This is a genomic window from Mesorhizobium sp. M1252 (genome assembly GCF_040318265.1).
Taxonomy (GTDB): Bacteria; Pseudomonadota; Alphaproteobacteria; order Rhizobiales; family Rhizobiaceae; genus Mesorhizobium.
The window spans coordinates 185,054-209,157 of the sequence record NZ_JAMYLX010000007.1; the positions used below are offsets into that span (position 1 = coordinate 185,054).

The window sequence follows — 24,104 nt, forward strand, 5'->3', positions numbered from 1 at the left end:
GTGAAGAATGGCGCCGGGCACTACGAACACCATCCGATGCTGCATTTGAAAACGCACGGCAAACCATTTCGACCAAACCGCATCGATGCGGCAGCGAAAGTCGCTCTCGAACGGGCCAGCTTTGCGCACGCTGGCGGGCGCGATCCAGTCGAGGTTTCTGGCGTCCATCCTGCCGAGGTGCAGGCATTTCACATGGCGGCCGGCATCACGCCGAAACCGCGATGGCGCCCTGGTTTTCGGCCCTGTGTTCGACCCAGACATGGACCGGTTCGTCCCGGCCGCGGATGCTAACCGGTCCATGATCGCGCGCATTCAGCTGTGTCCCGAGCGATTCCGCCTTCGCGGCCTCAATCAGTCGTGACCCAAAGCAAATATTCGCCTGAAGCTCCCGGCAGAGCGCCTGCAAACGGCTGGCGACGTTGACGGTGTCGCCCACCACCGCGAAGGACAGGTTGCGCTCGCTGCCGACCGCGCCGAGGACGACGGCGCCATATTGTGCACCGATCCGAACGTCCAGCGGCGGATATCCCCTGGACACACGCTGGACATTCCAGTCTTCGATAGCGGCGATCATCGCTTCAGCGCACCGGATGGCCCGGGTTGCGTCGTCATGGCTGGCTTGCGGAACCCCGAAGGTCGCCATGATGCAATCGCCGATATAGTTGTCGACGGTGCCATGGTGGTCGAAAACGACCTGCTCCATGCGACGGTGGAACTGACGCAGTAGTTCGAACACTGCTTCGGCCGGATGATCCTCGGAATAGTGTGTGAAGCCGACGATGTCGGCGAACAGCACCGCGATATCCTGCCGGCGGACCGGACCGAAGGGCTCGTCATCCGAGGCGAGCTGGTCGACGACATTGGGCGAAAAATGCCGGGCGAGATTGGCGCGGGCGCGCTCCGCCTTGACATAGTCTTCCGACAGATGCCGGGAACGGGAGACGACCAGCGCCATGATCGCGCCGATAATCAGGACAACCAACACATTGGTCGCCTGCGCGAACGTATCGACGAAATTGGGGTTGAGATAGAGATTCAGTCGCTCTGTCATCGGCAGCGAATAGAGGTTCGTTGCCGGAATGACGGTTCCCGCATGAAAAACCACCCATCCCACCCCGATCGTCCACGTCAAGGCCGCGAGCGCGCCGAGATAGAGCGCCAATCGTGTCGAAAGGGTCAGCGCGCCAAGGCATACGAAAATCAGCAGGAATTTGAAGCTGCCCTCGCGCAGTTGCATCGCGGCCGGCGCGACCTCGAGGGAAAACGGGTTGGGCGTTACCAGCAGAACGGTCAACAGAATGATGTCCAGCGTACCGACGAGGTAACCGATCCACCATGGCGCGTTGCGACGGCGCGCAAAGCGAAACTGGATCAGGCCGACGAGTTGGAACAGCGCGAGGCCCGCCAGCACGAAGAGCAGCGAGGCATCCCAGCGGCTGATCAATGAAAAGAAGCAGGAGATCACGGCGAGCGATGCCGTGCGCGCCCAGAACTGCAATGCAGCACCCTGGCGTTCTGCGCGCTCCCGCAAATTTTTCAGGCGCGAATAGCGGCGAAGTTCAAGTGTTGGCGCGGTCGGCATAGGATCACTTCGATTTTGCGGGGACGGTCACGCATTCGGCAAACCCGCCCCGTACAGTCAGGCAAATCAGCGCGCGAACTCTATCATGGTTTCGTTTTTGAAACGCGGCTGGCGCGTCAAGCCGGCAACGGACGGCGTCCCTTTGCCGGAGCGGTGGGCCGGTCGGACGCACCGGCATCCCTGGGGTGCGGGCCGATCGGCATGATCGCCGGAAACGGGGTTGCGCCAAAAGCAAACGTCCATTTGTAGCCGGTCAGCCCGTCTTCCGGCGTCGTGTGCTGGTCGTGATGGGCGAGCAGTTTGGCGCGCTCGGCCAGTTCCTCCGCCTCGCGCTTCACCATCTCCGCCGTCTCCGGCCGCATCCGCCTGGAGAAAGAGACGAAGGTCGCTTCCCGCTCCAGATGGGTGATCGCCCAGCCGATGAAATTCTTGTTTGTCATCTCGAACAGCGGCCTGAGCGGCCCTTCGAAATTCCACTGGATCGGTGTGTCGACCAGCAGCCGTGCCGACAGCCCGCCGCCCAATGCGATCAGGCCGAGCGCTTCGAGATCGCGCAGATAAAGGAACATCGACGCTTCGCTCAAGCCTTGCGAGCGCATGACGCCTTCGGGCGTGAACTTCTCCGACAGCATGACGAAGATGAACAGCAGCGCCGGCCGTCCCGCGAGCTTGCGCTCGATCTCCGGCGCGATGCGATTGACCGGTCCCGGCCCCCGGTTCATCGACCCCAGCACGTTTTCCAGCTCGACGCCGGCGGCAGCGCAGATCCCGATGAGACGGTCGAGCTTGCAGTTGCGCTCGTGGAAGATGCGCTTCACCGTCGGCTCGGAAACGCCCATCCGCCCGGCAAGCTCACGATAGGTGACGCCCTTGGCCTTCAGCGTCCGCTTCAGCGCCTCGAAAATCAAGCCGTTCATGGAATGCACCTCTTTTGCGCCATTTCGTATCGGTTTCCGATACTAGCTCGAATCTTCCTTCCGGAAAAGTATCGAAACTCCTACCTCTCCGCCATCCATCACAGGAGACCTGGCCATGAAAACCCTCATCCCCTCTATTTGTCTCGCCGCCTTCGCTATCGCGCTCGTGCCTGCGGCCGAGGCCGCCGAACTCTGGCGCGCCTCGGGCTTCGAGCAACCGGAATCGGCGCTGTTCGACGCCGCCAACAGTCGCATCATCGTCTCCAACATCGTCGGCAATCCTGGGGAGGCCGACGGCAACGGCTATCTCTCGGTGCTGTCGCTGGACGGCAAGATCATTAGCCAGCACTGGACCGACGGCATGGATGCACCAAAAGGCTCGGCGATCTCCGGCGGCAAGCTCTACGTCGCCGATATCACCAAGGTGCGCATCGTCGATCTCGCCAGCGGCAAGCTCATCTCGACCATCGATGTGCCCGGCGCCGTTTTCCTCAACGACGTGACATCGGACAGTTCGGGCAAGGTTTATGTCACCGACATGCTGGCCGATGCGATCTACCGCATTGACGGCGACAAGCCGGAACTGTTCGTGAAGGATGCGAAGCTCGCCGCGCCCAACGGCATCTTTGCCGATCGCGATCGGCTGATCGTGGCGTCCTGGGGCAAGGGCATCAAACCGGACTTCAGCACTGCCGCGCCCGGGGGCCTGCTGTCGGTCGATCTCGCGACGAAAGCCGTGACGCCGCTGCCTGGCGCACAAAACTTTGCCGACCTCGATGGCGTCGTCGCCACCGGCGACAGCATCTACGCCACCGCCTTCATGACCGACACGCTCTATCGGTACAAAGTCGGCGAGGCGCCGGAGGCTGTAGAGCAGTTCAAGCCGGGCAGCGCCGATATCGGCACAGACGGCACGCGGATTTTCGTGCCGCTGATGAACGAGGGCGAGATCGCGGTGCTGAGCCTGGACTGACGGCGCACACTTGCCGGCTCAGCCAACGGGCGCGGCTTTGAGTTGCGCCCGCGCATCCTTGATCGAAGCGGCAAAGGTCACCAGCGGGCGCTTGACGCCGTGGTTGATCAGCATGCGCCGTGTCTGCGGCGAGGCACCGGCGATGATGAAACGCACCCCTGCGCGTTTCGCCTTGTGCGCCGCGCCCTCGATGACATTGGCCGCGGTGGAATCGAAGAAGGGCACCGCCGAACAATCGAGGATGAAGTTCTTGCGCTGGTCGGCGATGCGGTCGAGCACCGTGCCGACAGTAGAGGCGGCGCCGAAGAAGAAGGCGCCGGAGATGCGATAGACGACGGTGTCGGCGTCGCTTGCCTCGCTTGCATCGTAGGCGCGGCCGCTGCTGTCGGCGACATCGTCCTGCACCAGCGGCAAATCCGCCTCCACGGCGATCGACTTGGCCATACGGTCGATGAACAGGATCGAGCCTAGCGCGAAGCCGACGACGATGCCTTCGGTGAGATCGCGGAAGACGACGATCAGGAAGGTTGCCATCAGCACCAGGGCGTCGCCGCGCGAAGCGCGCAGCAACGTGGCGAAGGCCTGCTTCTCGAACATGTTCCAGCAGACAACCGCCAGCACCCCGGCAAGGGCGGCAAGCGGGATGTAGCTGGCCAGCGGTGCGGCCACCAGCATGAAGACCAGCAGAAAAAGCGAATGCAGCATGCCGGAAACCGGCCCATGCGCGCCGGCCCGCACATTGGTGGCGGTGCGGGCGATGGTGCCGGTGGTGCAGATGCCGCCGAACAGGGCAGACGCGATGTTGGCAAAGCCTTGCGCCACCAGTTCGCAATTGGAACGGTGACGCCGCCCGGTCATGCCATCGGCGACCACGGCCGAGAGCAGCGATTCGATGGCGCCGAGCAGCGCAAAAGCCACCGCATCCGGCAGCACCGCAAGCGCCTTGTCGAGGTTGAGTGCCGGCAGTGCCGGCAACGGCAGGCTGCCCGGAATGCCGCCATAGCGGGTGCCGATCGTTTCCGCCGGCAGCGAAAGCAGCGCCACGACAAGGGAGGCCAGTCCGACGGCGATCAGCATGCCCGGCCAGCCGGGCCGCCAGCGCTTCACCCCGACGATGGTGGCGATGGTCAGCGCCGCCACCAGCGTTGCCGAGATATTGAGCGTGCCGGCCGCGTGGCCGATCGCCATCAGCTTCGGCAGCAGCGGCCCGGGCTCCGGCCCGGCAAGCCTCAGCCCGAACAGTTCGACGATCTGGCCGGAGAAGATGATGACTGCGATGCCGGCGGTGAAGCCGACCGTCACCGGGTAAGGGATGAATTTGATATAGGTTCCGAGCCGGAGATAGCCGATGGCGAGCAGGAAGATGCCGGCCATCATCGTCGCCAGCAGCAGTCCGTCGACGCCTTCGCGCTGCACCGTCGCCGCCACCAGCACGATGAAGGCGCCGGCCGGGCCGCCGATCTGGAAGCGGCTGCCGCCGAGCGCCGAGACGATGAAGCCGCCGACAATGGCCGTGAACAGGCCGCGCTCCGGCGTCACGCCCGAAGCAATCGCAATCGCCATCGACAGCGGCAACGCGACAATAGCGACGGTCAGCCCGGCCATGAAGTCGGCCTTGAACTGCGGCAGGCGGTAACCTTCGCGCCAGACCGTCACCAGCTTGGGCGTGAACAGCTCTGAAAATGTCGGCTTTGCCGACTTCTGGGCCGGTTGATGCACTGCCCGCCGGATCTGATCCATGGACTGCCTTCCGCTTGCGTGAAGGCGGCGGGATCGTCGGCAGGACTGTCGGCGGTCGCCGTCGCGACTATATGCCGGCTCAGCCTTGCGGGTTCGGCGGCGCGACCGGCTTGAGGCGCACGCCCCGGCCGCCGCGCTCGCTGGTCTGGTTCTCGCCGATGAGCTCCACCCCGGCCTCGTCGAGAGCCTGGATAACCTTCATCAGCGTATCGACCACACCCCTGACCACGCCGTCACTCGCTTCCATGCGCTGGATTGTCGGAAGCGAAACGCCGGCACGCTCGGCGAGCGTCTTCTGATCGATGCCGGCCAGCGCCCTCGCGGCGCGCATCTGCGCGGCAGTGATCATCGGTCGGAACCCCCGTCTGAGTCTGCGGAGACGACGTGTAATACAATCATAGTGATGTTTCAACCATCATAAAGCATACATGAAACATGATCTCTCCACAAAGCCGGATGGCGGGATACGGGATGAGCATGCTACGCTACCGCCTTGGCTCTTACTGGCGGGGAAATATCAGTTGAAGATTTTCAGGACCTTGACGACTTCGGCAGCCTTGCTGTCGGCGGTTTTTCTGCTGGCAGGCTGCGGACACGGGCTGATCAACCGGCTGATTTGAATGTCGCTCCGGATCGTCAGTCTTCGGGCTCGTTGCCATCGGCCACCGCCTTGTTCCGCTGCAGCATTCGCGCCGCCAGCCAGCACAGCGTCGCCCAGGTGAAGCCGGCGCACCATCCCGCCAGCACGTCGGAAGGCCAGTGGACGCCGAGATAGACGCGGCTGACGCCGACCAGCAGCGTTATCAGCACCGCCAGGCTGAGGACATAGATTTTCGTCGTTCGTCCCGGCAGGAAGCGCGCTGCCAGCGAGCCCAGCGTGAGATAGGTCACCGCCGACAGCATGGCGTGGCCGCTGGGAAACGACAGCGACGTCTCGTTGGCCAGGTGCGAGACAAGATCGGGGCGCGGCCGGTCGATGCCGGCCTTGAGCAAGGTCGACAGCAGCTGCCCGCCGGCCACCGCGACAAAGATCAGCAGCGCCGTCCTCGGCCTGCGGATCAGCAGGAGGTAGACGATCACCGCCGTTACGATCAGCACCAGCACGCTGGAGCTGCCGAGGCTGGTGATGTCCCGCATCGCGCCTTCCAGCCATGCCGGGCCGACGGGAACATCCGGCTGACCCACTTTTCGGAAAGCGAGCAGGATCTCTGTATCGAAAGCGTGCGGCGTGGTGGCCCTCGCCACCTCCATCAGTTCCTCGAAGCCCCACAGCCCGGCGGCTATCACCAGCCCAGCCAGCAGCACCGGAAATTCAAGCCAGTTGGTGAACGCACGCGGGGTCTTCATCGGATTACAGTCGCCCCTGCAGGTAAGGCCCGAGCGAGATCAGCACCACCGCCGCGATGGCCAGCACGATGCCGGTCGCCTGCAAGGCATTGACGCGTTCGCCGAAGAACACCAGCGCCACCACATTGACCGCCACCAGTTGGATCACCGCCGACAGGCTGAACGACACCGACATGCCGAACTCACGAACCAGCCGCAGCATCATCAGATTGCCCGCCGTATAGAGCGCCAGTGTCAGCACGATCTTGCCAAGGCTTGGCGCCAGCCCCCATTGCTTGGCCGCGATTGCCGCCAGCAGGAAGATCACCGTCGAAACGACGATCTGCGCCAGTCCCCAGAAACTCACTTTTGTGCCTCGCTGTCGTTTGTGGCAGCCCTTGTTTCGCAAGCGCGCCGACACGTCAAGCAGACTGCGGCGAGACAGGCCCGACGATGACGAGAGGTGGCTGAATGAATGGCAGCACGATCGCGGTCTGATTGCAACGCTCGGGCCGGATTAACGCAAACCCAGGCAGCTGCCCACCCAAGCCCCGGAAAAGAATGGACATTTAAACATGGCGCCCTACCTCTTCTGGAGGAGAGTGCCATGCCAAAGTCCGTCTATGACCGTGGCCTGCTGAAACCCGACGACATCGCCAGGCTGCAACGCGTGTTCGACGAAGCCTGCCGCAGGCGCGACGTGCATCCCGATTCGGCGGAGGCGCGGGAGATCGCGCTGAACCTGCTTGCGCTGCACAATGCCGGGATGGTCGAGGAAGATATGCTTATGGAAACCGTGGGTTTCCGCCGGTTGGAGCCGAAATCAGCCTGAGGCCCGCAAGGCGGCCTGGAGCAATTCCAGGAAAAGTGTGAAGCGGTTTTCCGTCCGGAATTGCGTAAAAATAAAGGCCTAGGAGCGGTTCGCCGTTTCCGTGAAACGGTGAAACGCTCTAGCCGGCGCGCTGCACGACGGCCACATTCATCTCTGCCCTCAGCCTGAAGCCGATGGACTCGTACAACCGGACCGCGCCGGCATTGCTGGCATAGGCATGCAGGTAGGGAACTTCGCCGCGCGCAAAAATTCGGTTGGCCACGAACACCGACAGCAGCCGGCCGAGGCCGCTGCCGCGAAATTCGGGATGCGAGCAGACGCCGCTGAGTTCGCTGTAGCCGGGCTGCTTCATGCGCTCGCCGGCCATCGCCGCCAGCCGGCCGTCGATCTTCACGCCCCAGAACTCGCCGAGGCTCAGCGCCTTGAGGGTGAACGGGCCGGGCTTGGTCAGTGACGCCAAAGCAAGCATCTCGGCCGCGTCGTCCTGCGTCAGCTGCTGCACACGCTCGTCCGACACGGAAGGCAATGGCGCCTCGGCAACCATCTGAACGCCGAAGGCGGTCACGGTCGCGGTCAGTTCCGGCGGCAGGGCAATGGGGTCCGCCTGGAGCATGAACACGCTCTCACCTGCAGGAATGAGGCTTGCGAGCGCCTGCAGGCTCTCAGCGTCGTCTGCCCCGGAAGCCGCGAAGGGGACGATCGAGGAGGGATAGCGCCTGGCGAGCCTGTCGCCATACGCAAAGATCCGATGCCGCGTGTCGAGCGCGCTCCAGACCGGACGATCGAGGACATGGCTCATGGCGCGACATCCTGTTTCACACGACGGTCGAGTGGGGCCGCCGCCAGGCCGTCCTCTATTGCCGAGAGTTGTTCGAGAAGCGGCCCCGCAAGGCCTTTGCACAAGTCGGCAACGGCGTTCTCGATGCGCGGCCAAACGTCCCGCTTCGCCACATCGACCAGGCGCTGGCCGTTCGCGGTCAGCGAGATCATCCTGCGGCGCTGGTCGTCGTTCGATGGCGCGGCCTCGACCAGCCCCAGTTCGGCCAGCAGCGCCACGCTGCGCGTCACCCCCGGCTGGGTGATCCCCATTGACTGCGCCAGTTCGCCGACAGGCAGCGGCCCAAGCCGGTCGAGCGCGGCCAGCAGAGGATACTGGCTGGACTGCACCGGCACCTCCAGCCCATTGAGCATGCGCTGCGTATCGGCCTGCAACTGCTCGCCGATGCGCTTCAGCCTGCTGCCGAGGGTTAGATAGCCAAGGGATCGAATGATGTCTTCCATGGTCGGTTTGTCCGATTTTGATAACATCTTATATAACAAGACATGAAGTGGATTCAAGCGCCTGCGTTGGGAGATTGGCCGCAAGCTCTCAGCTTCGTCATCCCACGGGCGAAGCAGCCGCGCAGCGGCGTCGCGAAGACCCGAGAATGACGAAGGGACAGGGCGCTTCGGCTAACCGCCAAAATATACGATCCCGCCATGCAGATGTGTCGGACCAAGCGCACCGAAGCGTCTACAACTCCCTGGCGATCTGACGGGCAATCGCTTCGGCCTGCAGTCCGGCGCTGTGAAAATAGCTGGTCAGGCTTGGCCGCATGCCGATGAACCACAGGCCGGGCTGGCCGCTCGGGGTGCCGCCATTGGCCTTCGGCACGCCCTTGGCGTCGAGCACGCCGAGATCGCCCAGCATGGCCTCCAGGCCGGTGCGATAGCCGGTTGCCGCGATCACTACATCCGGCTCGAGCACCGTGCCGTCGTTCAGCCGCACGCCGGCGCCTTCGAAAGCCGCCACCGGCGCCACCACCGAAATCCGTCCGGCCTTCAGCGCTGCGACGGCGCCGTCGTCAACGGCAATAGCGATCTGCTCGACGCCGAGCCGGCTGGCGCCGCCCTTCGGCGCCGGCGGCAGGCCGAAGCGGGTGAGGTCGCCGAACACCAGCCGCTGCGTCGCGGCAATCGCGGCATCGGCAATCCACGTCGGCAGCATCGCCATGAAACCGCCGAAGCGCGCCACGGCGACCTTGCCGATCCGTTTCGGCATCAGCGACGGACCCTGCCTGGCTGACAAGCAGATGGCCTTTGTGTCGGCACGGGCGAGGTGGTTGAGCACGTCGAAGCCGGAATTTCCGGCCCCGACCACCAGCACGCTTTTGCCCACATAGTCCTGCGCTGTGCCGAAATCGGCGGCGTGGACAAGTTTGCCGGTGAAAGTCGCCTTGCCTTGCCAGTCCGGCGTCCATGGCAAGCGGTCGCGGCCGGTGGCGACGATGACATTGCGGGCGCTCAGCGTTTCCCGGCCCGTATGGACGAGCCAGCCATTGCCTCTGCGTTCGATCCGCTCGACGGCGGTGCCGAATTCGACCCTTATGCCGCGCGCGCGGGCAAAATCCTCGAGATAACCGACGATGGCATCCTTGTTCGGAAAGGCGGCGGTGCGGGGCGGATAGGCAAGGCCGGGCAGGGTCGACAGCGCGCGATGCGTGTTTAGGGTCAGCTTCTCGTGCCGCCGTCGCCACGGTTCGGCGATCCGCGGCTCCTTTTCGAGCAAGACGGCCGCCACGCCGAGCCGGTCAAGCGCGGCGGCGGCGGCCAGTCCCGCCGCTCCGGCGCCGATGACGATCACCGCCTCGCCTGAGCCTTTCGGCCCGGGTACGATAGGCATCGTTTCGCTTGTCGTAGCCGCCATTCGGTCGAGATTTCCTTTCAGGTGCGCCATGGGGACCCGTCCTATATGGCACGTCCCATATGGCACAGGGGCGATATGATCGATAATGAGGTCGCGTCAATGCGACTGATTCGAGGCCTTGGGGGCAAGCCTCTGTTTATCATCGGCACGCGGAAGCTCGACCATGCCCTCCTTGCGTATCTTTCTCGACAAACTGCTGGAGGGCGCCGCAGCCAAGGTGCCGCGCCAGGATTTTTCGCATGTCGAGCGGCTGGCGCTTGTCCGCCGCCACGGCGACTTCTCGCTGGCCTATTCGACCGCCGTGCAGCAAAAACTCTCCTATTTCGGCGACGCCGACGGCTACATCGCCTTCGGCACCAAGATGAAGCACCATTTCGCGCTCGGTGACCCGGTGGCCCATCCGGCCGATCGGCCCGACTATATCAGGCGCTTTGTCGAAGCCGCCGACAGCCCGTGGTTCGTGCAGATCGGCGAACCGACGGCGCGCGTGCTGGCCGGGCTCGGCTACCAGGTCAACCGTCTCGGCGTCGACACGCGGCTGGAACTGCCGGCTCACGATTTTTCCGGCAAGCGCAACGAAACCGTGCGCTATTCCGAACGCTGGCTCTTGAAGAAGGGGTTTTCCTTTGGCGAAGGAGCGGTCTATCTCGACGAGGTCCAGCGCCTGTCGCAGAACTGGCGGGCAGACCGCATCGTCAAGCGCTGGGAGATGGCGTTCCTCAACCGCCCCTTTGCCGATCATCTCGGCATCGATATGCGCCGTTTCGTGCTCTACAGCCCGGAAGGCGAGCTCGTCGCCCTGCTCGATTTCGATCCGATGTTCAGTGGCGGCAAGGTGATCGGCTACACCACCTCGTTCAAGCGCAAGCACATCGATGCCTCGCCGCATGCCGAAATCGGGCTGACCAAATTCGCCGTCGACCGGTTTCGCAATGAGGGCATTTCTGTCGTCACGCTCGGCCTGTCGCCGATGCTCGACGTCGGAGCCAACGGCTTTGCCGAATCGAGCTTCTGGCGCAACGCCTTCGAGCGGGCCTATGAGTCGCCCTGGGTCAACCGCAGCAAGTTCAACCTCAAGGGCCAGGCGGCGTTCAAGCGCCGCTTCCACGGCATCGAGGAACCGACCTACATCGCCTTCCGCCAAGGCAGGCTGATCGAGATGCTGGGGTTGCTGCGCCTCATCAAGGCGATCTAGCAAGAAAACGCGACGCGCTTTAGAGCGGCAGGGTCAGTTGCGCAGCCGGTAGCCGGTGCGGAAGATCCAGGCGACGATGGCGATGCAGATGGCGAGGAACACCATCGTCATGCCCAGGCTGACGGCGACCGAGACATCGGACTTGCCGTAAAAGCTCCAGCGGAAACCGCTGATCAGGTAGACGACCGGGTTGAACAGCGTCACCGTGCGCCAGGTCTCGGGCAGCATGTTGATCGAATAGAAGCTGCCGCCGAGGAAGGTCAGCGGCGTGATGATCAACAGCGGGACCAGCTGCAATTGCTCGAAGCTTTTCGCCCAGATGCCGATGATGAAGCCGAACAAGCTGAAGGTCACCGCCGTCAAGACAAGGAAGGCCAGCATCCAGAACGGATGCTGGATGGTGAGCGGCACGAACAGCGAGGCCGTCGCCAGGATGATCAGGCCGAGGATGATCGACTTGGTCGCGGCGCCGCCGACATAGGCGATGACGATCTCCAGATACGACACCGGCGCCGACAAGAGCTCGTAGATGGAGCCGACGAATTTCGGGAAATAGATGGCAAAGGAGGCGTTGGAGATCGACTGCGTCAACAGTGAGAGCATGATCAGCCCCGGCACGATGAAGGCGCCGTAGCTGATGCCGTCGATCTCGGTGATGCGCGAGCCGATGGCCGAGCCGAAGACGACGAAATAAAGCGATGTCGAGATCACGGGCGAGACGATGCTCTGCAGCACGGTGCGGAACGCACGCGCCATCTCGACCCGGTAGATCGCCCATACTGCTCGCCAATTCATGGCTCTTGCCTCAACAGATTGACGAAGATCTCCTCGAGCGAGCTGTTTTGCGTGTCCATGTCGCGGAACTGGATGCCGGCCGTCTCGAGTTCGCGCAGCAGCGATGCGACGCCGGGGCGTTCGCTCTGATTGTCATAGGTGTAGGTCAGCTGTGTGCCATCGCCCGACAGCTCCAACGCGTAGTGCGAAAATGCATCGGGAATGGCGGGGAGCGGGTTGCGCAATTCCACGATCAGGCGCTTGCGGCCGAGCTTGCGCATCAGTTCGGCCTTGCCCTCGACCAGGATGATCTCGCCGCGGTTGATGACGCCGACACGGTCGGCCATCGCCTCGGCCTCTTCGATATAGTGCGTGGTGAGGATGATGGTGACGCCGTCGTCGCGCAGCTGTCGCACCATCGCCCACATGTCCTGGCGCAGTTCGACGTCGACGCCGGCCGTGGGTTCGTCGAGGAACAGGATGCGCGGCTCATGCGAGAGCGCCTTTGCAATCATCAGCCGCCGCTTCATGCCGCCCGACAGCGTGATCGCCTTGGCGTCCTTCTTGTCCCATAACGACAGGTCGCGCAGCACCTTTTCGACGAAGCCCGGATTGGGCGCCTTGCCAAACAGGCCGCGGCTGTAGGTGACGGTTGCCCAGACGCTCTCGAACGCATCGATGGTCAGCTCCTGCGGCACCAGCCCGATCAGGCTGCGCGCCGCGCGGTAGTCTCGGTTGATATCATGGCTGTCGACGGTCACCGTTCCCGACGAACGGTTGACGATGCCGCAGACGATCGAGATCAGCGTCGTCTTGCCGGCGCCGTTCGGCCCCAGCAGCGCGAAAATCTCGCCGCGTTCGATGTCGAGGTTGATTTCCTTCAGCGCCTTGAAGCCGGTGGCGTAGGTCTTGGTGACCCCGGCAATCGAAATGATGGAAGGCAAATTCGTGGAAGACATGAGGCCGAAAACGACTGTTTGAAAGAGGCGGGGATTATTATTGCGCTGAATGTCGGTGCGCAGGCTCGGAAGTCAATGCCGCTGCTGACAATTGTGGACAAACGTTCCCCTTTTGCCGTTTCGTCATGGGGGTGTCGAGGCGCTGACGGTTTGATACGATCTGCTGCGACAACGCGCCCCGCGTGACGACAAGCCGCTTTGACCGGACCGCATCCGCCGCCTATTCTCGCCAACAAACAGCAGCCGGAGCCCGCATGGACCCGCTCATCCTGTCGCGAATGCAGTTCGGGGCGAATATCTCGTTCCACATCCTGTTTCCGACCATCACGATTGCGCTTGGCTGGGTGCTGCTGTTCTTCAAGCTCCGCTACAACGCCACCGGCGATTCCGCCTGGATGCGCGCTTATTTCACCTGGGTGAAGGTGTTCGCGCTGTCCTTCGCCATGGGCGTGGTCTCGGGCGTCACCATGAGCTTCCAGTTCGGCACCAACTGGCCGGGCTATATGGAAAAGGTCGGCAACATCGCCGGGCCGCTGCTTGCCTACGAGATCCTCACCGCCTTCTTCCTCGAAGCGGCCTTCCTCGGCATCATGCTGTTCGGGTTCCGCCGCGTCTCCAACCGCGTCCACACGCTGGCGACGGTATTGGTCGCCGGCGGCACCACGCTGTCGGCCTTCTGGATCATTGCGCTGAACTCCTGGATGCAGACGCCGGCCGGCTTCGAGATGATCGATGGCAAGGCGCATCCCGTCGACTGGTGGGCGATCGTCTTCAACCCGTCCATGCCCTACCGTCTGACGCATATGCTGCTTGCCTCCGGCCTGACGGTGTCGTTCCTGATCGCCGGCCTGTCGGCGCTGCGCTATCTCACCGGCGACCGGTCGGAATCGATGTGGAAGGCGCTGCGCACCGGCGTCTTCACCGCCGCCATCCTAATCCCGATCCAGATCTTCGCCGGCGACCAGCACGGGCTGAACACGCTGGAGCACCAGCCGCAGAAGATCGCCGCCATGGAGGCGAACTGGAACACCGGCCCCAACGTGCCGCTGGTGCTGTTTGCGCTGCCCGACGAGGCGGCGAAGGAAAACAAATTCGAGATCGCCATTCCCGACGGCGCCAGCCTGGTGCTGCGCCATTCCACCAGCGGTATCGTGCCGGGGCTCAACGACTATCCCGGCCTGCATCCGCCGGTCTTCCCGGTGTTCTGGGGCTTCCGCATCATGGTCGGCACCGGCATTTTGATGCTCATCGTCTCGTGGTCGGCGACCTTCTTCCTCAAGCGCCGCCACAGCCTGCCGAGGCCGCTGGCCATGCTGATGGTGCCGATGGCGCTCTCCGGCTGGCTGGCGACGCTGGCCGGCTGGTACACCACCGAAATCGGCCGCCAGCCCTGGCTGGTCACCGGCGTGCTGAAAACCGCCGACGCTATCGGCCTGGTCGCCGGCAGCCATGTCGCGCTGACGCTCGCCATCTATCTCATCCTCTATGTGCTGCTGTTGATCGCCTATCTCGGCGTGCTGGTGCACCTGGCGCTGAAGGCGGCCAAGGACGGCGACACCTCGCCGCTGCCGGGCGTCATGAAGACGGCGATGTCGCAACCGGCCGCAGCGGAGTGAGGAATGGTCCGCGTAGCGGACGAAAAGCCAACGATTTGGCTCTTCGAATGACGAACGCCCCGGAGCCATAGCGAAGGGCAGAACCGTTGATGAGAGGGATGACAGACCGATGACCTTCGACTGGCCAACCGCGCTGCCCCTGATCTTCGCCGGCCTGATGGGCCTCGCCATCCTGATCTACGTCATTCTCGACGGTTTCGATCTCGGCATCGGCATCCTGTTCTCGGTCGCCGAAGATGCCGAGCAGGACACCATGATCGCGGCAATAGGCCCTTTCTGGGACGCCAACGAGACCTGGCTGGTGCTGGCCGTCGGCCTGCTCCTGGTCGCCTTTCCGCTGGCGCATGGCGTCATCCTCACCGCGCTATACATTCCGGTCTTCGTACTTTTGGTCGGCCTCATCCTGCGCGGCGTCGCCTTCGATTTCCGCGCCAAGGTGCCCGCCGGCAAGAAGCATCGCTGGAACCGCATTTTCTTCCTCGGTTCCGTCATCGCCTCGCTGGCGCAAGGCTATATGCTCGGCGTCTATGTGCTTGGCCTCGATGTCGGCTTTGGCGGCATCGCTTTCGGGGCGCTGGTGGCGCTCTGCCTGTCGGCGGCCTATGCAGCGATGGGCGCTGCCTGGGTCATCTACAAGACCGAGGGCGAATTGCAGAGGAAGGCGGTGGAATGGCTGCGGACAGCCCTGGTGCTGACCGCGCTCGGCATGGCGGCGGTGTCGCTGGCGACCCCATTCGCCAGTCCGCGCATCTTCGCCAAATGGTTCGTCTGGCCCGAAATGCTCTATCTGTCGCCGCTGCCGATCTTGTCGGCGCTGCTGTTCCTGTGGCTGTGGCGGCAGACCTTCCACCTGCCCAAGCCCGACGATCGCCACGCGTTGCGGCCGTTCCTGACGCTCGCCGCCATCTTCGCGCTCGGCTTTGCCGGGCTTGCCTGGTCGTTCTATCCTTTCGTGGTGCCCGACAGGCTGACCATCTGGCAGGCGGCGTCGGCGACGGAAAGCCTGGCCATCATCCTCGCCGGCACGGTCGTCGTGTTGCCGGTGATCATCTTCTATTCGTTCTATGCGTATCGGGTGTTCGGCGGGAAGGCGACGGATCTGACGTATGATTGAGGGGAGCTGATCTCCCCCCTTGAGGGGGAGATGGCCGGCAGGCCAGAGGGGGTCGCCGCGCGTGGAGCGCTAACCTTCTTCTGCCGCAGGAGGTCGCGTCCGGTCGGACCGACCCCCTCTGTCGCCTCCGGCGACATCTCCCCCTCGAGGGGGGAGATTAGGTGCTCAGCTCTTCCCCGCCAGCACCAGCACCGGCTTCTCGCTATACAACCCCGGGAACAGCGCCTTCAAATTCGCCACCTTGGGCAGATCGTTGTAGACGATGTAGGGGTAGGTCGGGTTCAGCGTCAGAAAGTCCTGGTGATATTCCTCGGCCGGATAGAAGGTTTTGCCCGTCTCCAGCGTGGTGACGATGGGTTTTGAAAACACCTTGGCCTGGTCGAGCTGGGCGATGTAGCTCTGGGCGATCTTCTGCTGCTCGCCATTCTCGGCAAAGATGGTCGAGCGGTACTGGGTGCCCGAGTCCGGCCCTTGATAGTTCAGCTGCGTCGGGTTGTGGGCGACCGAGAAATAGACCTGCAGCAGCTGGCCGTAGGTCACCTTGGACGGATCGTAGGTGATCTCGACCGATTCGGCGTGGCCGGTGCGGCCGCTGCCGACCGTTTCGTAGACGGCGTCATCCTTGGCGCCGCCGGTGTAGCCGGAGACGGCCTTGGTCACGCCCTTGACGTGCTGGAACACGCCCTGCACGCCCCAGAAGCAGCCGCCGGCGAAGATAGCCTTCTCGCTGCCGCTGGCGGCCTTCTCGTCCACTGCCGGCGGCGGGATCACCACCGCGTCCTCGGCCGAACGCGCCGGGCTCTGCCAGAAGGCAGCCGCCGCGGCGGCGACGATGAGCGCGGCAAGCGCGCTCTTGAAGATCGGCGTTCTCGTCCTTGCAATCCCGGTCATGTCTGATCTCCTTGATGGTGGCGAAGACTATACGACAGAACGTCCCGCCTGGTTTCTCAAATTGCCGTGCGCCGGCCCGGCCACTGTGCGGCCGGGCCATGGGTGCAAGCCTTATTGCGCGGGCGCCATGGCGTCCGCCGGCTTCATCGCATCCGTTGCGGGTTTCATGGCATCGGCCGGTTTCATGGCGTCGGTGGCGGGTTTCATTGCATTCGTCGCCATCGGATCGGCGGGCTTCATGGCATCGGTCGCCGGCGCCATGGCATCGGTCACGGGCTTCATCGCCTCGGTGGCCATCGCCGGCTTCATGGCGTTGGTCGCTTCGTCGGCACGGGCGCCGGCGGCGAAGCCGGTCATCGAAAGCGCAAAAGCGAGCGCGGTCAGGGTCTTGGTCATGATGGTATTTCCTCCTTGAAGAGGGCGCGCGGATGCGAGCCCGGTTATGCCGCGCTAGCGGCGTTGCGTAGAAAAAGAATCAGTCGGCGGCTGCAGCCAGGATCGGCCCACCACCCGGCGACTGCACCAGCACCGCGGTGCTCAGCCCGCCGCTTGCCGCCGGCAGCGGCAGTGTGGTGGCGTCGCCGCTCCAGCTGCCGAGTTTCTCCAGCGAATGCACGACATTGGCATGCGGCAGCGTGCGGCCGGTGTTCTCGCCGCGCGCCACCGGCACCTCGACGACGCCCTTGTTGTAGCGAACCAGCCAGACATCGGCGCGGCCGGCCGGCGCGGAACCGGCGCCGATGCTGATCTTGCCGCCGTCGAGCGACAGCGTCGGCCCGTTCGTATGACCGCTCGCGGAAATCAGCTGCTCGATCTCGCCGGGCGCTGCACCCACCGCATCGGCACCGCCATTGACCACGACCTGCGGCGTGAACGGGCCGGAGCGGCCGAGCGACGGCTCATAGCGCACCTGGCGCTGGGTAAATTCCTCGCGGCCGAAAATATCTTTCCAGCCGAGATAGTCCCAGTAGGTGACGTTGAACGACAGCGCCAGAACGCCCGGCTGGTCCTTGACCTTGATCAGATTGGCATTGGCCGGCGGGCAAGACGAACAGCCCTGGCTGGTGAACAATTCGACCACTGTGAGCGGCTGGGCGAAGGCGGTGCCGCCAAGCATCATCAGCGCCGCGCCTACGGCAGCCAGCATGCCGGCGCGTTTTGGGTTGGATCCAGTCATCGGGGGTCTCCGTTGCGGCGGGTTCATCCCACACTTCGTCGGTGCCCGAGGCTTCGTTACATGGTTCACCGCTTCGTGATTGGGGGCGGACGCGTCGTTGCTGGGAGAAGGTGGATCGGCGCGAAGCGCCGAGACGGATGAGGGGTGTTCCAGCGGAGTGAGACGTTGGTTAATCTAACGTCATGCCACATCAGCCCGTCGCTCCTGCCAAACGAAACTTTGCCCGTTCGCTCCGACGTGAAATGACGGAGGCGGAAGACAAACTGTGGCACGAACTACGTGACCGCAGGCTCGATCGGATCAAATTTCGGCGCCAAGTTCCTGTTGGAAAATACGTCGCCGATTTCGCTTGTCTTGAATCACTCCTCATCATCGAGATCGATGGGAGTCAGCATGCGGACTCAGAGTCAGACCAGGCCCGTAGAACGGAACTGGAGGCGAGAGGCTTTCGTGTGTTGCGCTTTTGGAACGACGATGTCCTGAAAGACATGGACAGCGTCTGCACCACGATAATCGCTTATGTAAGGGATGTCAGTTTGCAGCCATGGCGGTGAAAGAACGCCGGCGTCAAGCTGGAACACCCCTCATCCGTCTCGGCGCTGCGCGCCGATCCACCTTCTCCCACAAGGGGAGAAGGCAAGGGCACCGCCACCCCGCTTGCCCCTGCAACCCGCCCCTGCTAAAGCGCGCGCCATGAGCACGCCTCTCGACCACATCCGCAATTTCTCCATCGTCGCCCATATCGACCATGGCAAATCCACGCTTGCCGACCGGCTGATCCAGTCCACCGGCGGGCTGGAGCTGCGCGACATGAAGGAGCAGGTGCTGGACTCGATGGACATCGAGCGCGAGCGCGGCATCACCATCAAGGCGCAGACGGTGCGGCTGAAATACCGCGCCAACAATGGCGAGGACTATATCCTCAACCTGATCGACACGCCCGGCCATGTCGACTTCGCCTATGAAGTGTCGCGCTCGCTCGCCGCCTGCGAGGGTTCGCTGCTGGTCGTCGACGCCAGCCAAGGCGTCGAGGCGCAGACGCTGGCCAATGTCTACCAGGCCATCGACAACAACCACGAGATCGTCGTGGTGCTGAACAAGGTCGACCTGCCGGCCGCCGAGCCCGAGCGCATCCGCGAGCAGGTCGAGGAGGTCATCGGCATCGACGCCTCCAACGCCGTGCTGATCTCGGCCAAGACCGGCCTCGGCATTCCCGATGTGCTCGAAGCCATCGTCCACCAGTTGCCGCCCCCGCGCGAAGGCAATGCGTCAGCACCCTTGAAGGCCATGCTGGTCGACAGCTGGTACGACGCCTATCTCGGCGTCATCGTTCTGGTGCGCATCATCGACGGCGTGCTGAAAAAGGGCGCGACCATCCGCATGATGGGCACCGGCGCAAAGCATCTGGTCGAGCGCACCGGCGTGTTCACGCCGGCCCGCATCAATGTCGACGAGCTCGGCCCCGGCGAATTCGGTTTCTTCACCGGCTCGATCAAGGAAGTGGCCGACACTCGCGTCGGCGACACCATCACCGAAGACAAGCGCCAGACGGCGCACGCGCTGCCCGGCTTCAAGCCGGCGCAGCCGGTGGTGTTTTGCGGCCTGTTCCCGGTCGACGCCGCTGATTTCGAGGATCTGCGCGCCGCCGTCGGCAAATTGCGCCTCAACGACGCCAGCTTCTCCTATGAAATGGAAACCAGCGCCGCGCTCGGCTTCGGCTATCGCTGCGGCTTCCTTGGCCTGCTGCATCTCGAAATCATCCAGGAGCGGCTGGAGCGCGAGTTCAACCTCGACCTGATCGCCACCGCGCCGAGCGTCGTCTACCGGCTGCTGCTCAATGACGGCTCGGTCAAGGAACTGCACAACCCCGCCGACATGCCCGACGTGGTGAAGATCTCGGCCATCGAGGAGCCGTGGATCCGCGCCACGATTCTGACGCCGGACGACTATCTCGGCGGCATATTGAAGCTCTGCCAGGACCGGCGCGGCATCCAGGCCGACCTGTCCTATGTCGGCAGGCGCGCCATGCTGATCTACGACCTGCCGCTCAACGAAGTGGTTTTTGACTTCTATGATCGCCTAAAATCGATCTCCAAGGGCTACGCCTCCTTCGACTATCACCTCACCGACTATAAGGAAGGCGACCTGGTGAAGATGTCGATCCTGGTCAATGAGGAGCCGGTCGACGCGCTGTCCATGCTGGTCCACCGCACCGCGGCGGAAAAGCGCGGCCGCCAGATGTGCGAGAAGCTCAAGGAGCTGATCCCGAACCACCTCTTCAAGATCCCGATCCAGGCCGCGATCGGCGGCAAGGTCATCGCCCGCGAAACCATCTCGGCCCTGCGCAAGGACGTGACCGCGAAGTGCTATGGCGGCGACGTGTCCCGCAAGCGCAAGCTGCTGGACAAGCAGAAAGAAGGCAAGAAGCGGATGCGGCAGTTCGGCAAGGTGGATATTCCGCAGGAGGCGTTTATCCAGGCGCTGAAGATGGGAGACTAACCGGTCCGGCCTTCTGGCCGCACGTGTCGACCCGGTGGGTCGGTGCGAGCGCAAGTCCGCGTAGGAGCTGCCGAAGGCAGCGGGTCCCACCCCGGGGGGGGTGCGGCAGTGCGGTGACCTAGTCGGACGCCCCGTGCGAAGCACTATTCCATCAAGCGGTACCAATTGCGGACAACGAGCTTAAGCTTCACAACGTCATCCTCACCTAAAACACCGCAATGCGCGATTGGACCTCGAAGCATGTTGAGTTGCTGTAGCACTTTTTCAACACCAACTTTGTCGTGCCTAGAGAATACCCCTCCGAATACGTCCCAGTTCGCTTTTATAATTTCGCCAAGCTCGCCAAACGTAGTGTAATCGATCATTCGGTCCGATCTCGGAATTATTCCCTCTCGGCGCTCTCGCTCCAAATTCTTCGCGGCGTTCAGCCTAACATTCTCAGGAACCTTGCTTAGCCACCAATCTGTTTCATCACTAGATTCTATCAGATCAACAATGAAACTTCTTATCTCGTTTTCCAACAAATAAAACAATTTATAGTATGACGCCATGCGGTCTGCCTGTTGTCGATTCTCGGAAGACGCTACCGAAATATAGCCCTTAATAAGAGCATCTGAAAACTTCTCAATGGCGGTTACGTGCCCCCTAACGCCTTGCTCCGCAAGCGCATTGTCTACAGCCGATCGTAGCGAAGCTCCCATTAGTAAGAAATGTTGAAGCTCTATTTTCAATTTAGCAAATTCTCTCTAATTGACCGGAAAATCGCGTTGTATACTTGTACGTCCGTTGTCTCAGGAAGGACGACGTTTATGGTGGTAACGAGATTAAATTCGTGGTTGTCGCTCTGTCTTCTGACGTCGCCTTTAGTGGCGCCATCCGTTTTGCTCGACTGATTAATTGCCGGATCTTGAGCCTTTGCTTCCTTGGCGCTTTTTGCGAATTCGTTAAAGGCGCCGAACGTGCCGAAAATCGCACTGACGATCTGGTCGCTCTTGTGTAGGCCCGTTATCTCTATAATCAGTTCTTTGATCCGATCGTCCGGCAGCCTGTGCGCATACTCGTTTCTTCTGAAAATTTCTGAAAATCCGTTTTTAAGTGCTGCGAGCGCTGCCTCCGAGCGCGTTGATTCTGACTTAAACTTGGAGTATAGGTCAGTTGGAGAGTTGTCAGAACTCAACAACCCCATTCTCTTCAGGATTGGAGGGATTGCCCTAGCACTACCACCTCGAATCTTCAGTACACTGTCCAAGAAACTTTCGTTGAACTGCTGCGGTCGCTCCGCCTCGATCAGGGCTTTTAGCGCCTCGCTTAGCCTACCGTGAGTAGGGGTGTATGGAAGATTCCCTGGGATTTCGCGCCTAGTCCCTTTCTTTTCACCCGGCGTTTGATCCGATTTTGTTGTTTCTTCTACCGGGCTCGCCTTTTCTGCCAATTGATCCTCCCGCCAACAATATTGAGGGAACTATACGCGTCCTGAAGTGCGCGATGTCAAGCTATTGCCAACCAAGTGCTTCGCACGCGAATATGTGTATCTCTGCCTCCTCCTGAATTTGCAGGATCGAGCCAACCGCATCGCAACCGTGCGGGTAGCCACGCCGACACCGGATCATGGCCGCTTGGAACCCCCCGTTGCCAGGCGCCTTTGGGAAACATCACATGCGCACCACATCAGACAGCGGCTGGGCAATGACTGCATAGCTGCCGGGTTCCTCACCTTCCTTGCCGGCGAAAGCATGCTGCTCGCCGGCAATGCGGCGGGGCTGGAGGCCAGCGTGCCCTCCTATGTCGGCGGCATCTCGCTGTGGGCGGCAGCGCTTGTCCTGATCAGCGCGGCCAACACTTTTGCGCTCTGGATGCGGCTCACCGGCGCGCCATCCTGTTTGTCGTGACGGTGGGCATGGTGGGGCGCGCCCTTGCTGCCCACCTCGGCGCCGCTGCCCGCCGCCGGCTATCCGTTCCTGGTGCTGACGTTTGCCGGCTGGATCTGGACGTTGCTGAAGTCGCCGAGGTGATTGACGCGATCCGGCGGCTGGCTCCGCATGTGAAGGTGGGGCGCTGACTTTTCCTTCCCCCCTTGTGGGGGAAGGTGGATCGGCGCGATAGCGCCGAGCCGGATGAGGGGTGTTCCAGCGGAGTGAGACGCTTGCGTTCCCTGGAACACCCCTCATCCGACCTCGCTTCGCGAGGCCACCTTCTCCCACAGGGGGAGAAGGGAAGATGGCGCTTCTTCCCCGACCATGCGAGCGTGCGTCTCCGATTCGGAAACCCGCCGCCATGCTCCGCCTCACCCTTGCCGTCCTCCTCATCGCCACCCCGGCGCATGCAGCCGATATGGCGTTCTTCGTCAAGAACTTGCGCAGCCAGGCGGTGGCGGTGGAGCTGTTCAGCCGTGACCGCAGGATGTCGTGGCCGGGCGGCGACCAGGTGTTTTTGATCGAGCCGAGCTCGCAGAAGTCGGTGCCGATCTCGTGCAATCCGGGCGAGAATATCTGCTACGGCGCCTGGGTGGATGGGCAGGATAATATCTCTGCCGGTGTCGGGCCGGATAATGACCAGCCGTGTGATACGTGCTGTTTCATCTGCGTGGAGAAGACGACGGAGACGATCGATCTGGTTGAGTGAGGGGCGGGGCGCCGAAGCTGCTGATCTCCCTCCTCGTGGGGGAGATGTCCGGCAGGACAGAGGGGGGGCGCGAAGGATCGCCAGCGTATGGATCAGCAAGCCTAAAATTGAAATGACGCGGCTGCAGGAATGAGAGGTCGGCGGGACAGCGCCCCCCTCTGCCTTGCCAGGCATCTCCCCCACGAGGGGGGAGATTAGCGCTCCGCCGCCTTCGCCAATCACCCCAAAATCAGTCAGCCGCTCCCCTTCAATGTCAGCCGCCATCATGCGATGCTGGTTCCCTCGGCCGGGGGGCCGATTTGCCTCGGGGGAAACACCATGTCTTTCACTTGTCTGCGCCGCGTCGTCGTCGCGCTCTCGCTTGCCGCGCTGTTTGCGCCGGCCGCTCACGCCGCCGACATCACCTTCGCCGTCAAGAACAGCCATCCCAACGCCATGCGCCTCGAGCTCTACAGCCAGGACCGCGACTATGTCTGGCCGGGCAACGACAAGGATTTCTATCTCGACGATGGCGAGACCAAGCAGATCCCGGTGTCGTGCGACGAAGGCGAGTCCATCTGCTACGGCGCCTGGGTCGACGGCGACGAGGGCACCTATTGGGGCGTCGGCCCCAACAACAAGGAAAGATGCGAGGATTGCTGCTACACCTGCAATGGCGGCGAGACGGAGGAAATTGAACTGACGCCGTAGGAAGTACAGCCAATCTCCCCCCAAGTGGGGGAGATGTCCGGCAGGACAGAGGGGGGCGCCATAGAGCGCAAGCCTCGGCAACCACCGAGCATCGTAATGCCGCACACGCCTCTATCGCCTCGACATCGCGCAAACGCCAGATCGATGCGCAAAGTCCTGACGCCAGCCGAACTCAAGCTCTGGAACGAACTTCGTGCCCACCGGCTGATGGGGCTCGGCTTCCGGCGACAATTTCCGATTGCCGCCTACATCGTCGATTTCGCTTGCCCGGAGAAGAAGCTGGTCATCGAAGTCGATGGCTCCCAGCATACGGACGGCGGCGCGGCTGCCGGGGATGAAACGCGGACATCGCACCTCGGACAAGATGGCTGGACCGTCCTTCGGTTCTGGAATGACGACGTCATCCGCGACGTCGACAATGTCTGCCAGCATATTGTGATTGCGGCTGGGCTTGGAGGCGCATCCTGAACCGTGCCGGTGCTGGGCTTTAGGCAGGGAAAGGTCGGCGGGA

At 62.7% G+C, this 24,104-nt stretch carries 28 protein-coding genes; 12 read left to right on the plus strand and 16 right to left on the minus strand.

The genetic code is table 11. The features are described from left to right. Nucleotides 1-205: 205 nt before the first annotated feature. Both NKH22_RS16375 and NKH22_RS16380 read right to left on the minus strand, forming a co-directional pair. Nucleotides 206-1,582, minus strand: coding sequence for an adenylate/guanylate cyclase domain-containing protein (locus NKH22_RS16375; RefSeq protein ID WP_023687510.1), 1,377 nt, complete (start codon nt 1,580-1,582; stop codon nt 206-208). A gap of 116 nt (nt 1,583-1,698) precedes the next feature. Continuing rightward, the gene (locus NKH22_RS16380; protein WP_023710374.1) at nt 1,699-2,499 is read right to left on the minus strand and encodes a helix-turn-helix domain-containing protein; all 801 of its coding nucleotides are present in this window, start codon (nt 2,497-2,499) and stop codon (nt 1,699-1,701) included. Nucleotides 2,500-2,614: 115 nt separating this feature from the next. On the opposite strand from NKH22_RS16380, the gene NKH22_RS16385 reads away from it, so the two are divergent. Beyond that, nucleotides 2,615-3,472, plus strand: coding sequence for an NHL repeat-containing protein (locus NKH22_RS16385; protein WP_352910106.1), 858 nt, complete (start codon nt 2,615-2,617; stop codon nt 3,470-3,472). Nucleotides 3,473-3,490: 18 nt separating this feature from the next. On the opposite strand, the gene NKH22_RS16390 is transcribed toward NKH22_RS16385, so the two are convergent. Together NKH22_RS16390 and NKH22_RS16395 are read right to left on the minus strand one after the other, a co-directional pair. Further along, nucleotides 3,491-5,212, minus strand: coding sequence for a SulP family inorganic anion transporter (locus NKH22_RS16390; protein ID WP_352804751.1), 1,722 nt, complete (start codon nt 5,210-5,212; stop codon nt 3,491-3,493). 79 nt (nt 5,213-5,291) lie between these two features. After that, nucleotides 5,292-5,561, minus strand: coding sequence for a helix-turn-helix domain-containing protein (locus NKH22_RS16395; protein ID WP_023673276.1), 270 nt, complete (start codon nt 5,559-5,561; stop codon nt 5,292-5,294). 79 nt (nt 5,562-5,640) lie between these two features. Here NKH22_RS16395 and NKH22_RS16400 point away from each other — a divergent pair, with 79 nt between their 5' ends. Next, a complete protein-coding gene (locus NKH22_RS16400; RefSeq protein ID WP_155923589.1) occupies nt 5,641-5,832 on the plus strand; it encodes a hypothetical protein in 192 nt (63 codons plus the stop codon). Nucleotides 5,833-5,848: 16 nt separating this feature from the next. Here NKH22_RS16400 and NKH22_RS16405 read toward each other — a convergent pair whose 3' ends face one another. Together NKH22_RS16405 and NKH22_RS16410 are read right to left on the minus strand one after the other, a co-directional pair. Beyond that, nucleotides 5,849-6,559, minus strand: coding sequence for a phosphatase PAP2 family protein (locus NKH22_RS16405; RefSeq protein WP_023692974.1), 711 nt, complete (start codon nt 6,557-6,559; stop codon nt 5,849-5,851). A gap of 4 nt (nt 6,560-6,563) precedes the next feature. Beyond that, on the minus strand, nt 6,564-6,905 hold the full coding sequence (locus tag NKH22_RS16410) for a hypothetical protein (protein ID WP_023819282.1): 342 nt from the start codon (nt 6,903-6,905) through the stop codon (nt 6,564-6,566). Nucleotides 6,906-7,145: 240 nt separating this feature from the next. Here NKH22_RS16410 and NKH22_RS16415 point away from each other — a divergent pair, with 240 nt between their 5' ends. Next, a complete protein-coding gene (locus tag NKH22_RS16415; RefSeq protein WP_023673272.1) occupies nt 7,146-7,370 on the plus strand; it encodes a hypothetical protein in 225 nt (74 codons plus the stop codon). A gap of 118 nt (nt 7,371-7,488) precedes the next feature. Here NKH22_RS16415 and NKH22_RS16420 read toward each other — a convergent pair whose 3' ends face one another. The 3 genes from NKH22_RS16420 to NKH22_RS16430 form a co-directional block, all read right to left on the minus strand. Then, nucleotides 7,489-8,169 carry a GNAT family N-acetyltransferase gene (locus NKH22_RS16420; RefSeq protein WP_023726768.1) on the minus strand — a complete coding sequence of 227 codons (681 nt, stop codon included), beginning with the start codon at nt 8,167-8,169 and terminating at the stop codon, nt 7,489-7,491. Further along, the gene (locus NKH22_RS16425) at nt 8,166-8,651 is read right to left on the minus strand and encodes a MarR family winged helix-turn-helix transcriptional regulator (protein ID WP_023819283.1); all 486 of its coding nucleotides are present in this window, start codon (nt 8,649-8,651) and stop codon (nt 8,166-8,168) included. Before NKH22_RS16425 ends, NKH22_RS16420 begins: the two co-directional genes overlap by 4 nt. Before the next feature lie 232 nt (nt 8,652-8,883). Further along, complete coding sequence (locus tag NKH22_RS16430) at nt 8,884-10,086, minus strand: flavin-containing monooxygenase (RefSeq protein WP_352910111.1); 1,203 nt, start codon at nt 10,084-10,086, stop codon at nt 8,884-8,886. Between the two features lie 133 nt (nt 10,087-10,219). Here NKH22_RS16430 and NKH22_RS16435 point away from each other — a divergent pair, with 133 nt between their 5' ends. Then, the gene (locus tag NKH22_RS16435; protein ID WP_352910114.1) at nt 10,220-11,251 is read left to right on the plus strand and encodes a phosphatidylglycerol lysyltransferase domain-containing protein; all 1,032 of its coding nucleotides are present in this window, start codon (nt 10,220-10,222) and stop codon (nt 11,249-11,251) included. A gap of 33 nt (nt 11,252-11,284) precedes the next feature. Here NKH22_RS16435 and NKH22_RS16440 read toward each other — a convergent pair whose 3' ends face one another. Beyond that, nucleotides 11,285-12,046 carry an ABC transporter permease gene (locus tag NKH22_RS16440; RefSeq protein ID WP_023681263.1) on the minus strand — a complete coding sequence of 254 codons (762 nt, stop codon included), beginning with the start codon at nt 12,044-12,046 and terminating at the stop codon, nt 11,285-11,287. Next, nucleotides 12,043-12,969, minus strand: a complete 927-nt coding sequence (locus tag NKH22_RS16445; RefSeq protein ID WP_023741353.1) for an ABC transporter ATP-binding protein — start codon at nt 12,967-12,969, stop codon at nt 12,043-12,045. Before NKH22_RS16445 ends, NKH22_RS16440 begins: the two co-directional genes overlap by 4 nt. Before the next feature lie 269 nt (nt 12,970-13,238). Between NKH22_RS16445 and NKH22_RS16450 the strand changes: the two genes are divergently transcribed. Together NKH22_RS16450 and NKH22_RS16455 are read left to right on the plus strand one after the other, a co-directional pair. Beyond that, nucleotides 13,239-14,600, plus strand: coding sequence for a cytochrome ubiquinol oxidase subunit I (locus NKH22_RS16450; RefSeq protein ID WP_352910116.1), 1,362 nt, complete (start codon nt 13,239-13,241; stop codon nt 14,598-14,600). A gap of 109 nt (nt 14,601-14,709) precedes the next feature. Further along, nucleotides 14,710-15,714, plus strand: a complete 1,005-nt coding sequence (locus NKH22_RS16455) for a cytochrome d ubiquinol oxidase subunit II (protein WP_352910118.1) — start codon at nt 14,710-14,712, stop codon at nt 15,712-15,714. 165 nt (nt 15,715-15,879) lie between these two features. Here NKH22_RS16455 and msrA read toward each other — a convergent pair whose 3' ends face one another. From msrA to NKH22_RS16470, 3 genes are all read right to left on the minus strand, one after another. Next, nucleotides 15,880-16,605, minus strand: a complete 726-nt coding sequence (msrA, locus tag NKH22_RS16460; protein ID WP_023703867.1) for a peptide-methionine (S)-S-oxide reductase MsrA — start codon at nt 16,603-16,605, stop codon at nt 15,880-15,882. 111 nt (nt 16,606-16,716) lie between these two features. Then, nucleotides 16,717-17,001, minus strand: coding sequence for a hypothetical protein (locus NKH22_RS16465; protein ID WP_023673262.1), 285 nt, complete (start codon nt 16,999-17,001; stop codon nt 16,717-16,719). A 79-nt stretch (nt 17,002-17,080) separates the two neighbouring features. Then, nucleotides 17,081-17,782 (minus strand): DUF1223 domain-containing protein, encoded by a 702-nt coding sequence (locus NKH22_RS16470; protein WP_502908571.1) that lies wholly within the window; start codon nt 17,780-17,782, stop codon nt 17,081-17,083. A gap of 182 nt (nt 17,783-17,964) precedes the next feature. Between NKH22_RS16470 and NKH22_RS16475 the strand changes: the two genes are divergently transcribed. Further along, nucleotides 17,965-18,336 carry an endonuclease domain-containing protein gene (locus NKH22_RS16475; protein WP_023681256.1) on the plus strand — a complete coding sequence of 124 codons (372 nt, stop codon included), beginning with the start codon at nt 17,965-17,967 and terminating at the stop codon, nt 18,334-18,336. Nucleotides 18,337-18,475: 139 nt separating this feature from the next. Further along, on the plus strand, nt 18,476-20,281 hold the full coding sequence (gene lepA, locus NKH22_RS16480) for a translation elongation factor 4 (protein ID WP_352910122.1): 1,806 nt from the start codon (nt 18,476-18,478) through the stop codon (nt 20,279-20,281). Nucleotides 20,282-20,424: 143 nt separating this feature from the next. On the opposite strand, the gene NKH22_RS16485 is transcribed toward lepA, so the two are convergent. Both NKH22_RS16485 and NKH22_RS16490 read right to left on the minus strand, forming a co-directional pair. Next, entirely contained in the window at nt 20,425-21,012 is a 588-nt protein-coding gene (locus NKH22_RS16485; protein ID WP_031198315.1) for a Swt1 family HEPN domain-containing protein, read from the minus strand. Beyond that, nucleotides 21,009-21,713 carry a DUF5343 domain-containing protein gene (locus tag NKH22_RS16490; RefSeq protein ID WP_155921606.1) on the minus strand — a complete coding sequence of 235 codons (705 nt, stop codon included), beginning with the start codon at nt 21,711-21,713 and terminating at the stop codon, nt 21,009-21,011. Before NKH22_RS16490 ends, NKH22_RS16485 begins: the two co-directional genes overlap by 4 nt. A gap of 184 nt (nt 21,714-21,897) precedes the next feature. Here NKH22_RS16490 and NKH22_RS16495 point away from each other — a divergent pair, with 184 nt between their 5' ends. The 4 genes from NKH22_RS16495 (at nt 21,898) to NKH22_RS16510 (ending at nt 24,061) form a co-directional block, all read left to right on the plus strand. After that, entirely contained in the window at nt 21,898-22,170 is a 273-nt protein-coding gene (locus NKH22_RS16495; RefSeq protein WP_352910124.1) for a hypothetical protein, read from the plus strand. A 385-nt stretch (nt 22,171-22,555) separates the two neighbouring features. Further along, entirely contained in the window at nt 22,556-22,903 is a 348-nt protein-coding gene (locus tag NKH22_RS16500) for a hypothetical protein (protein ID WP_352910126.1), read from the plus strand. Nucleotides 22,904-23,221: 318 nt separating this feature from the next. Beyond that, complete coding sequence (locus NKH22_RS16505) at nt 23,222-23,593, plus strand: hypothetical protein (protein WP_023681251.1); 372 nt, start codon at nt 23,222-23,224, stop codon at nt 23,591-23,593. Nucleotides 23,594-23,689: 96 nt separating this feature from the next. After that, nucleotides 23,690-24,061, plus strand: a complete 372-nt coding sequence (locus NKH22_RS16510; RefSeq protein ID WP_023728763.1) for an endonuclease domain-containing protein — start codon at nt 23,690-23,692, stop codon at nt 24,059-24,061. Nucleotides 24,062-24,104 lie beyond the last annotated feature (43 nt).

What these genes read in the sequence shown, in the direction of transcription:
- NKH22_RS16475 (WP_023681256.1), top strand. Translation starts at nt 17,965, where the DNA reads ATGCCACATCAGCCCGTCGCTCCTGCCAAACGAAACTTTGCCCGTTCG.
- NKH22_RS16510 (WP_023728763.1), top strand. Translation starts at nt 23,690, where the DNA reads ATGCCGCACACGCCTCTATCGCCTCGACATCGCGCAAACGCCAGATCG.
- NKH22_RS16425 (WP_023819283.1), bottom strand. Translation starts at nt 8,651, where the DNA reads ATGGAAGACATCATTCGATCCCTTGGCTATCTAACCCTCGGCAGCAGG.
- NKH22_RS16455 (WP_352910118.1), top strand. Translation starts at nt 14,710, where the DNA reads ATGACCTTCGACTGGCCAACCGCGCTGCCCCTGATCTTCGCCGGCCTG.
- NKH22_RS16405 (WP_023692974.1), bottom strand. Translation starts at nt 6,559, where the DNA reads ATGAAGACCCCGCGTGCGTTCACCAACTGGCTTGAATTTCCGGTGCTG.
- lepA (WP_352910122.1), top strand. Translation starts at nt 18,476, where the DNA reads ATGAGCACGCCTCTCGACCACATCCGCAATTTCTCCATCGTCGCCCAT.
- NKH22_RS16440 (WP_023681263.1), bottom strand. Translation starts at nt 12,046, where the DNA reads ATGAATTGGCGAGCAGTATGGGCGATCTACCGGGTCGAGATGGCGCGT.
- NKH22_RS16450 (WP_352910116.1), top strand. Translation starts at nt 13,239, where the DNA reads ATGGACCCGCTCATCCTGTCGCGAATGCAGTTCGGGGCGAATATCTCG.
- NKH22_RS16505 (WP_023681251.1), top strand. Translation starts at nt 23,222, where the DNA reads ATGTCTTTCACTTGTCTGCGCCGCGTCGTCGTCGCGCTCTCGCTTGCC.
- NKH22_RS16465 (WP_023673262.1), bottom strand. Translation starts at nt 17,001, where the DNA reads ATGACCAAGACCCTGACCGCGCTCGCTTTTGCGCTTTCGATGACCGGC.
- NKH22_RS16435 (WP_352910114.1), top strand. Translation starts at nt 10,220, where the DNA reads ATGCCCTCCTTGCGTATCTTTCTCGACAAACTGCTGGAGGGCGCCGCA.
- NKH22_RS16390 (WP_352804751.1), bottom strand. Translation starts at nt 5,212, where the DNA reads ATGGATCAGATCCGGCGGGCAGTGCATCAACCGGCCCAGAAGTCGGCA.
- NKH22_RS16420 (WP_023726768.1), bottom strand. Translation starts at nt 8,169, where the DNA reads ATGAGCCATGTCCTCGATCGTCCGGTCTGGAGCGCGCTCGACACGCGG.
- NKH22_RS16395 (WP_023673276.1), bottom strand. Translation starts at nt 5,561, where the DNA reads ATGATCACTGCCGCGCAGATGCGCGCCGCGAGGGCGCTGGCCGGCATC.
- NKH22_RS16380 (WP_023710374.1), bottom strand. Translation starts at nt 2,499, where the DNA reads ATGAACGGCTTGATTTTCGAGGCGCTGAAGCGGACGCTGAAGGCCAAG.
- NKH22_RS16430 (WP_352910111.1), bottom strand. Translation starts at nt 10,086, where the DNA reads ATGGCGCACCTGAAAGGAAATCTCGACCGAATGGCGGCTACGACAAGC.
- NKH22_RS16385 (WP_352910106.1), top strand. Translation starts at nt 2,615, where the DNA reads ATGAAAACCCTCATCCCCTCTATTTGTCTCGCCGCCTTCGCTATCGCG.
- NKH22_RS16375 (WP_023687510.1), bottom strand. Translation starts at nt 1,582, where the DNA reads ATGCCGACCGCGCCAACACTTGAACTTCGCCGCTATTCGCGCCTGAAA.
- msrA (WP_023703867.1), bottom strand. Translation starts at nt 16,605, where the DNA reads ATGACCGGGATTGCAAGGACGAGAACGCCGATCTTCAAGAGCGCGCTT.
- NKH22_RS16470 (WP_502908571.1), bottom strand. Translation starts at nt 17,782, where the DNA reads ATGACTGGATCCAACCCAAAACGCGCCGGCATGCTGGCTGCCGTAGGC.
- NKH22_RS16400 (WP_155923589.1), top strand. Translation starts at nt 5,641, where the DNA reads ATGAAACATGATCTCTCCACAAAGCCGGATGGCGGGATACGGGATGAG.
- NKH22_RS16500 (WP_352910126.1), top strand. Translation starts at nt 22,556, where the DNA reads ATGCTCCGCCTCACCCTTGCCGTCCTCCTCATCGCCACCCCGGCGCAT.
- NKH22_RS16415 (WP_023673272.1), top strand. Translation starts at nt 7,146, where the DNA reads ATGCCAAAGTCCGTCTATGACCGTGGCCTGCTGAAACCCGACGACATC.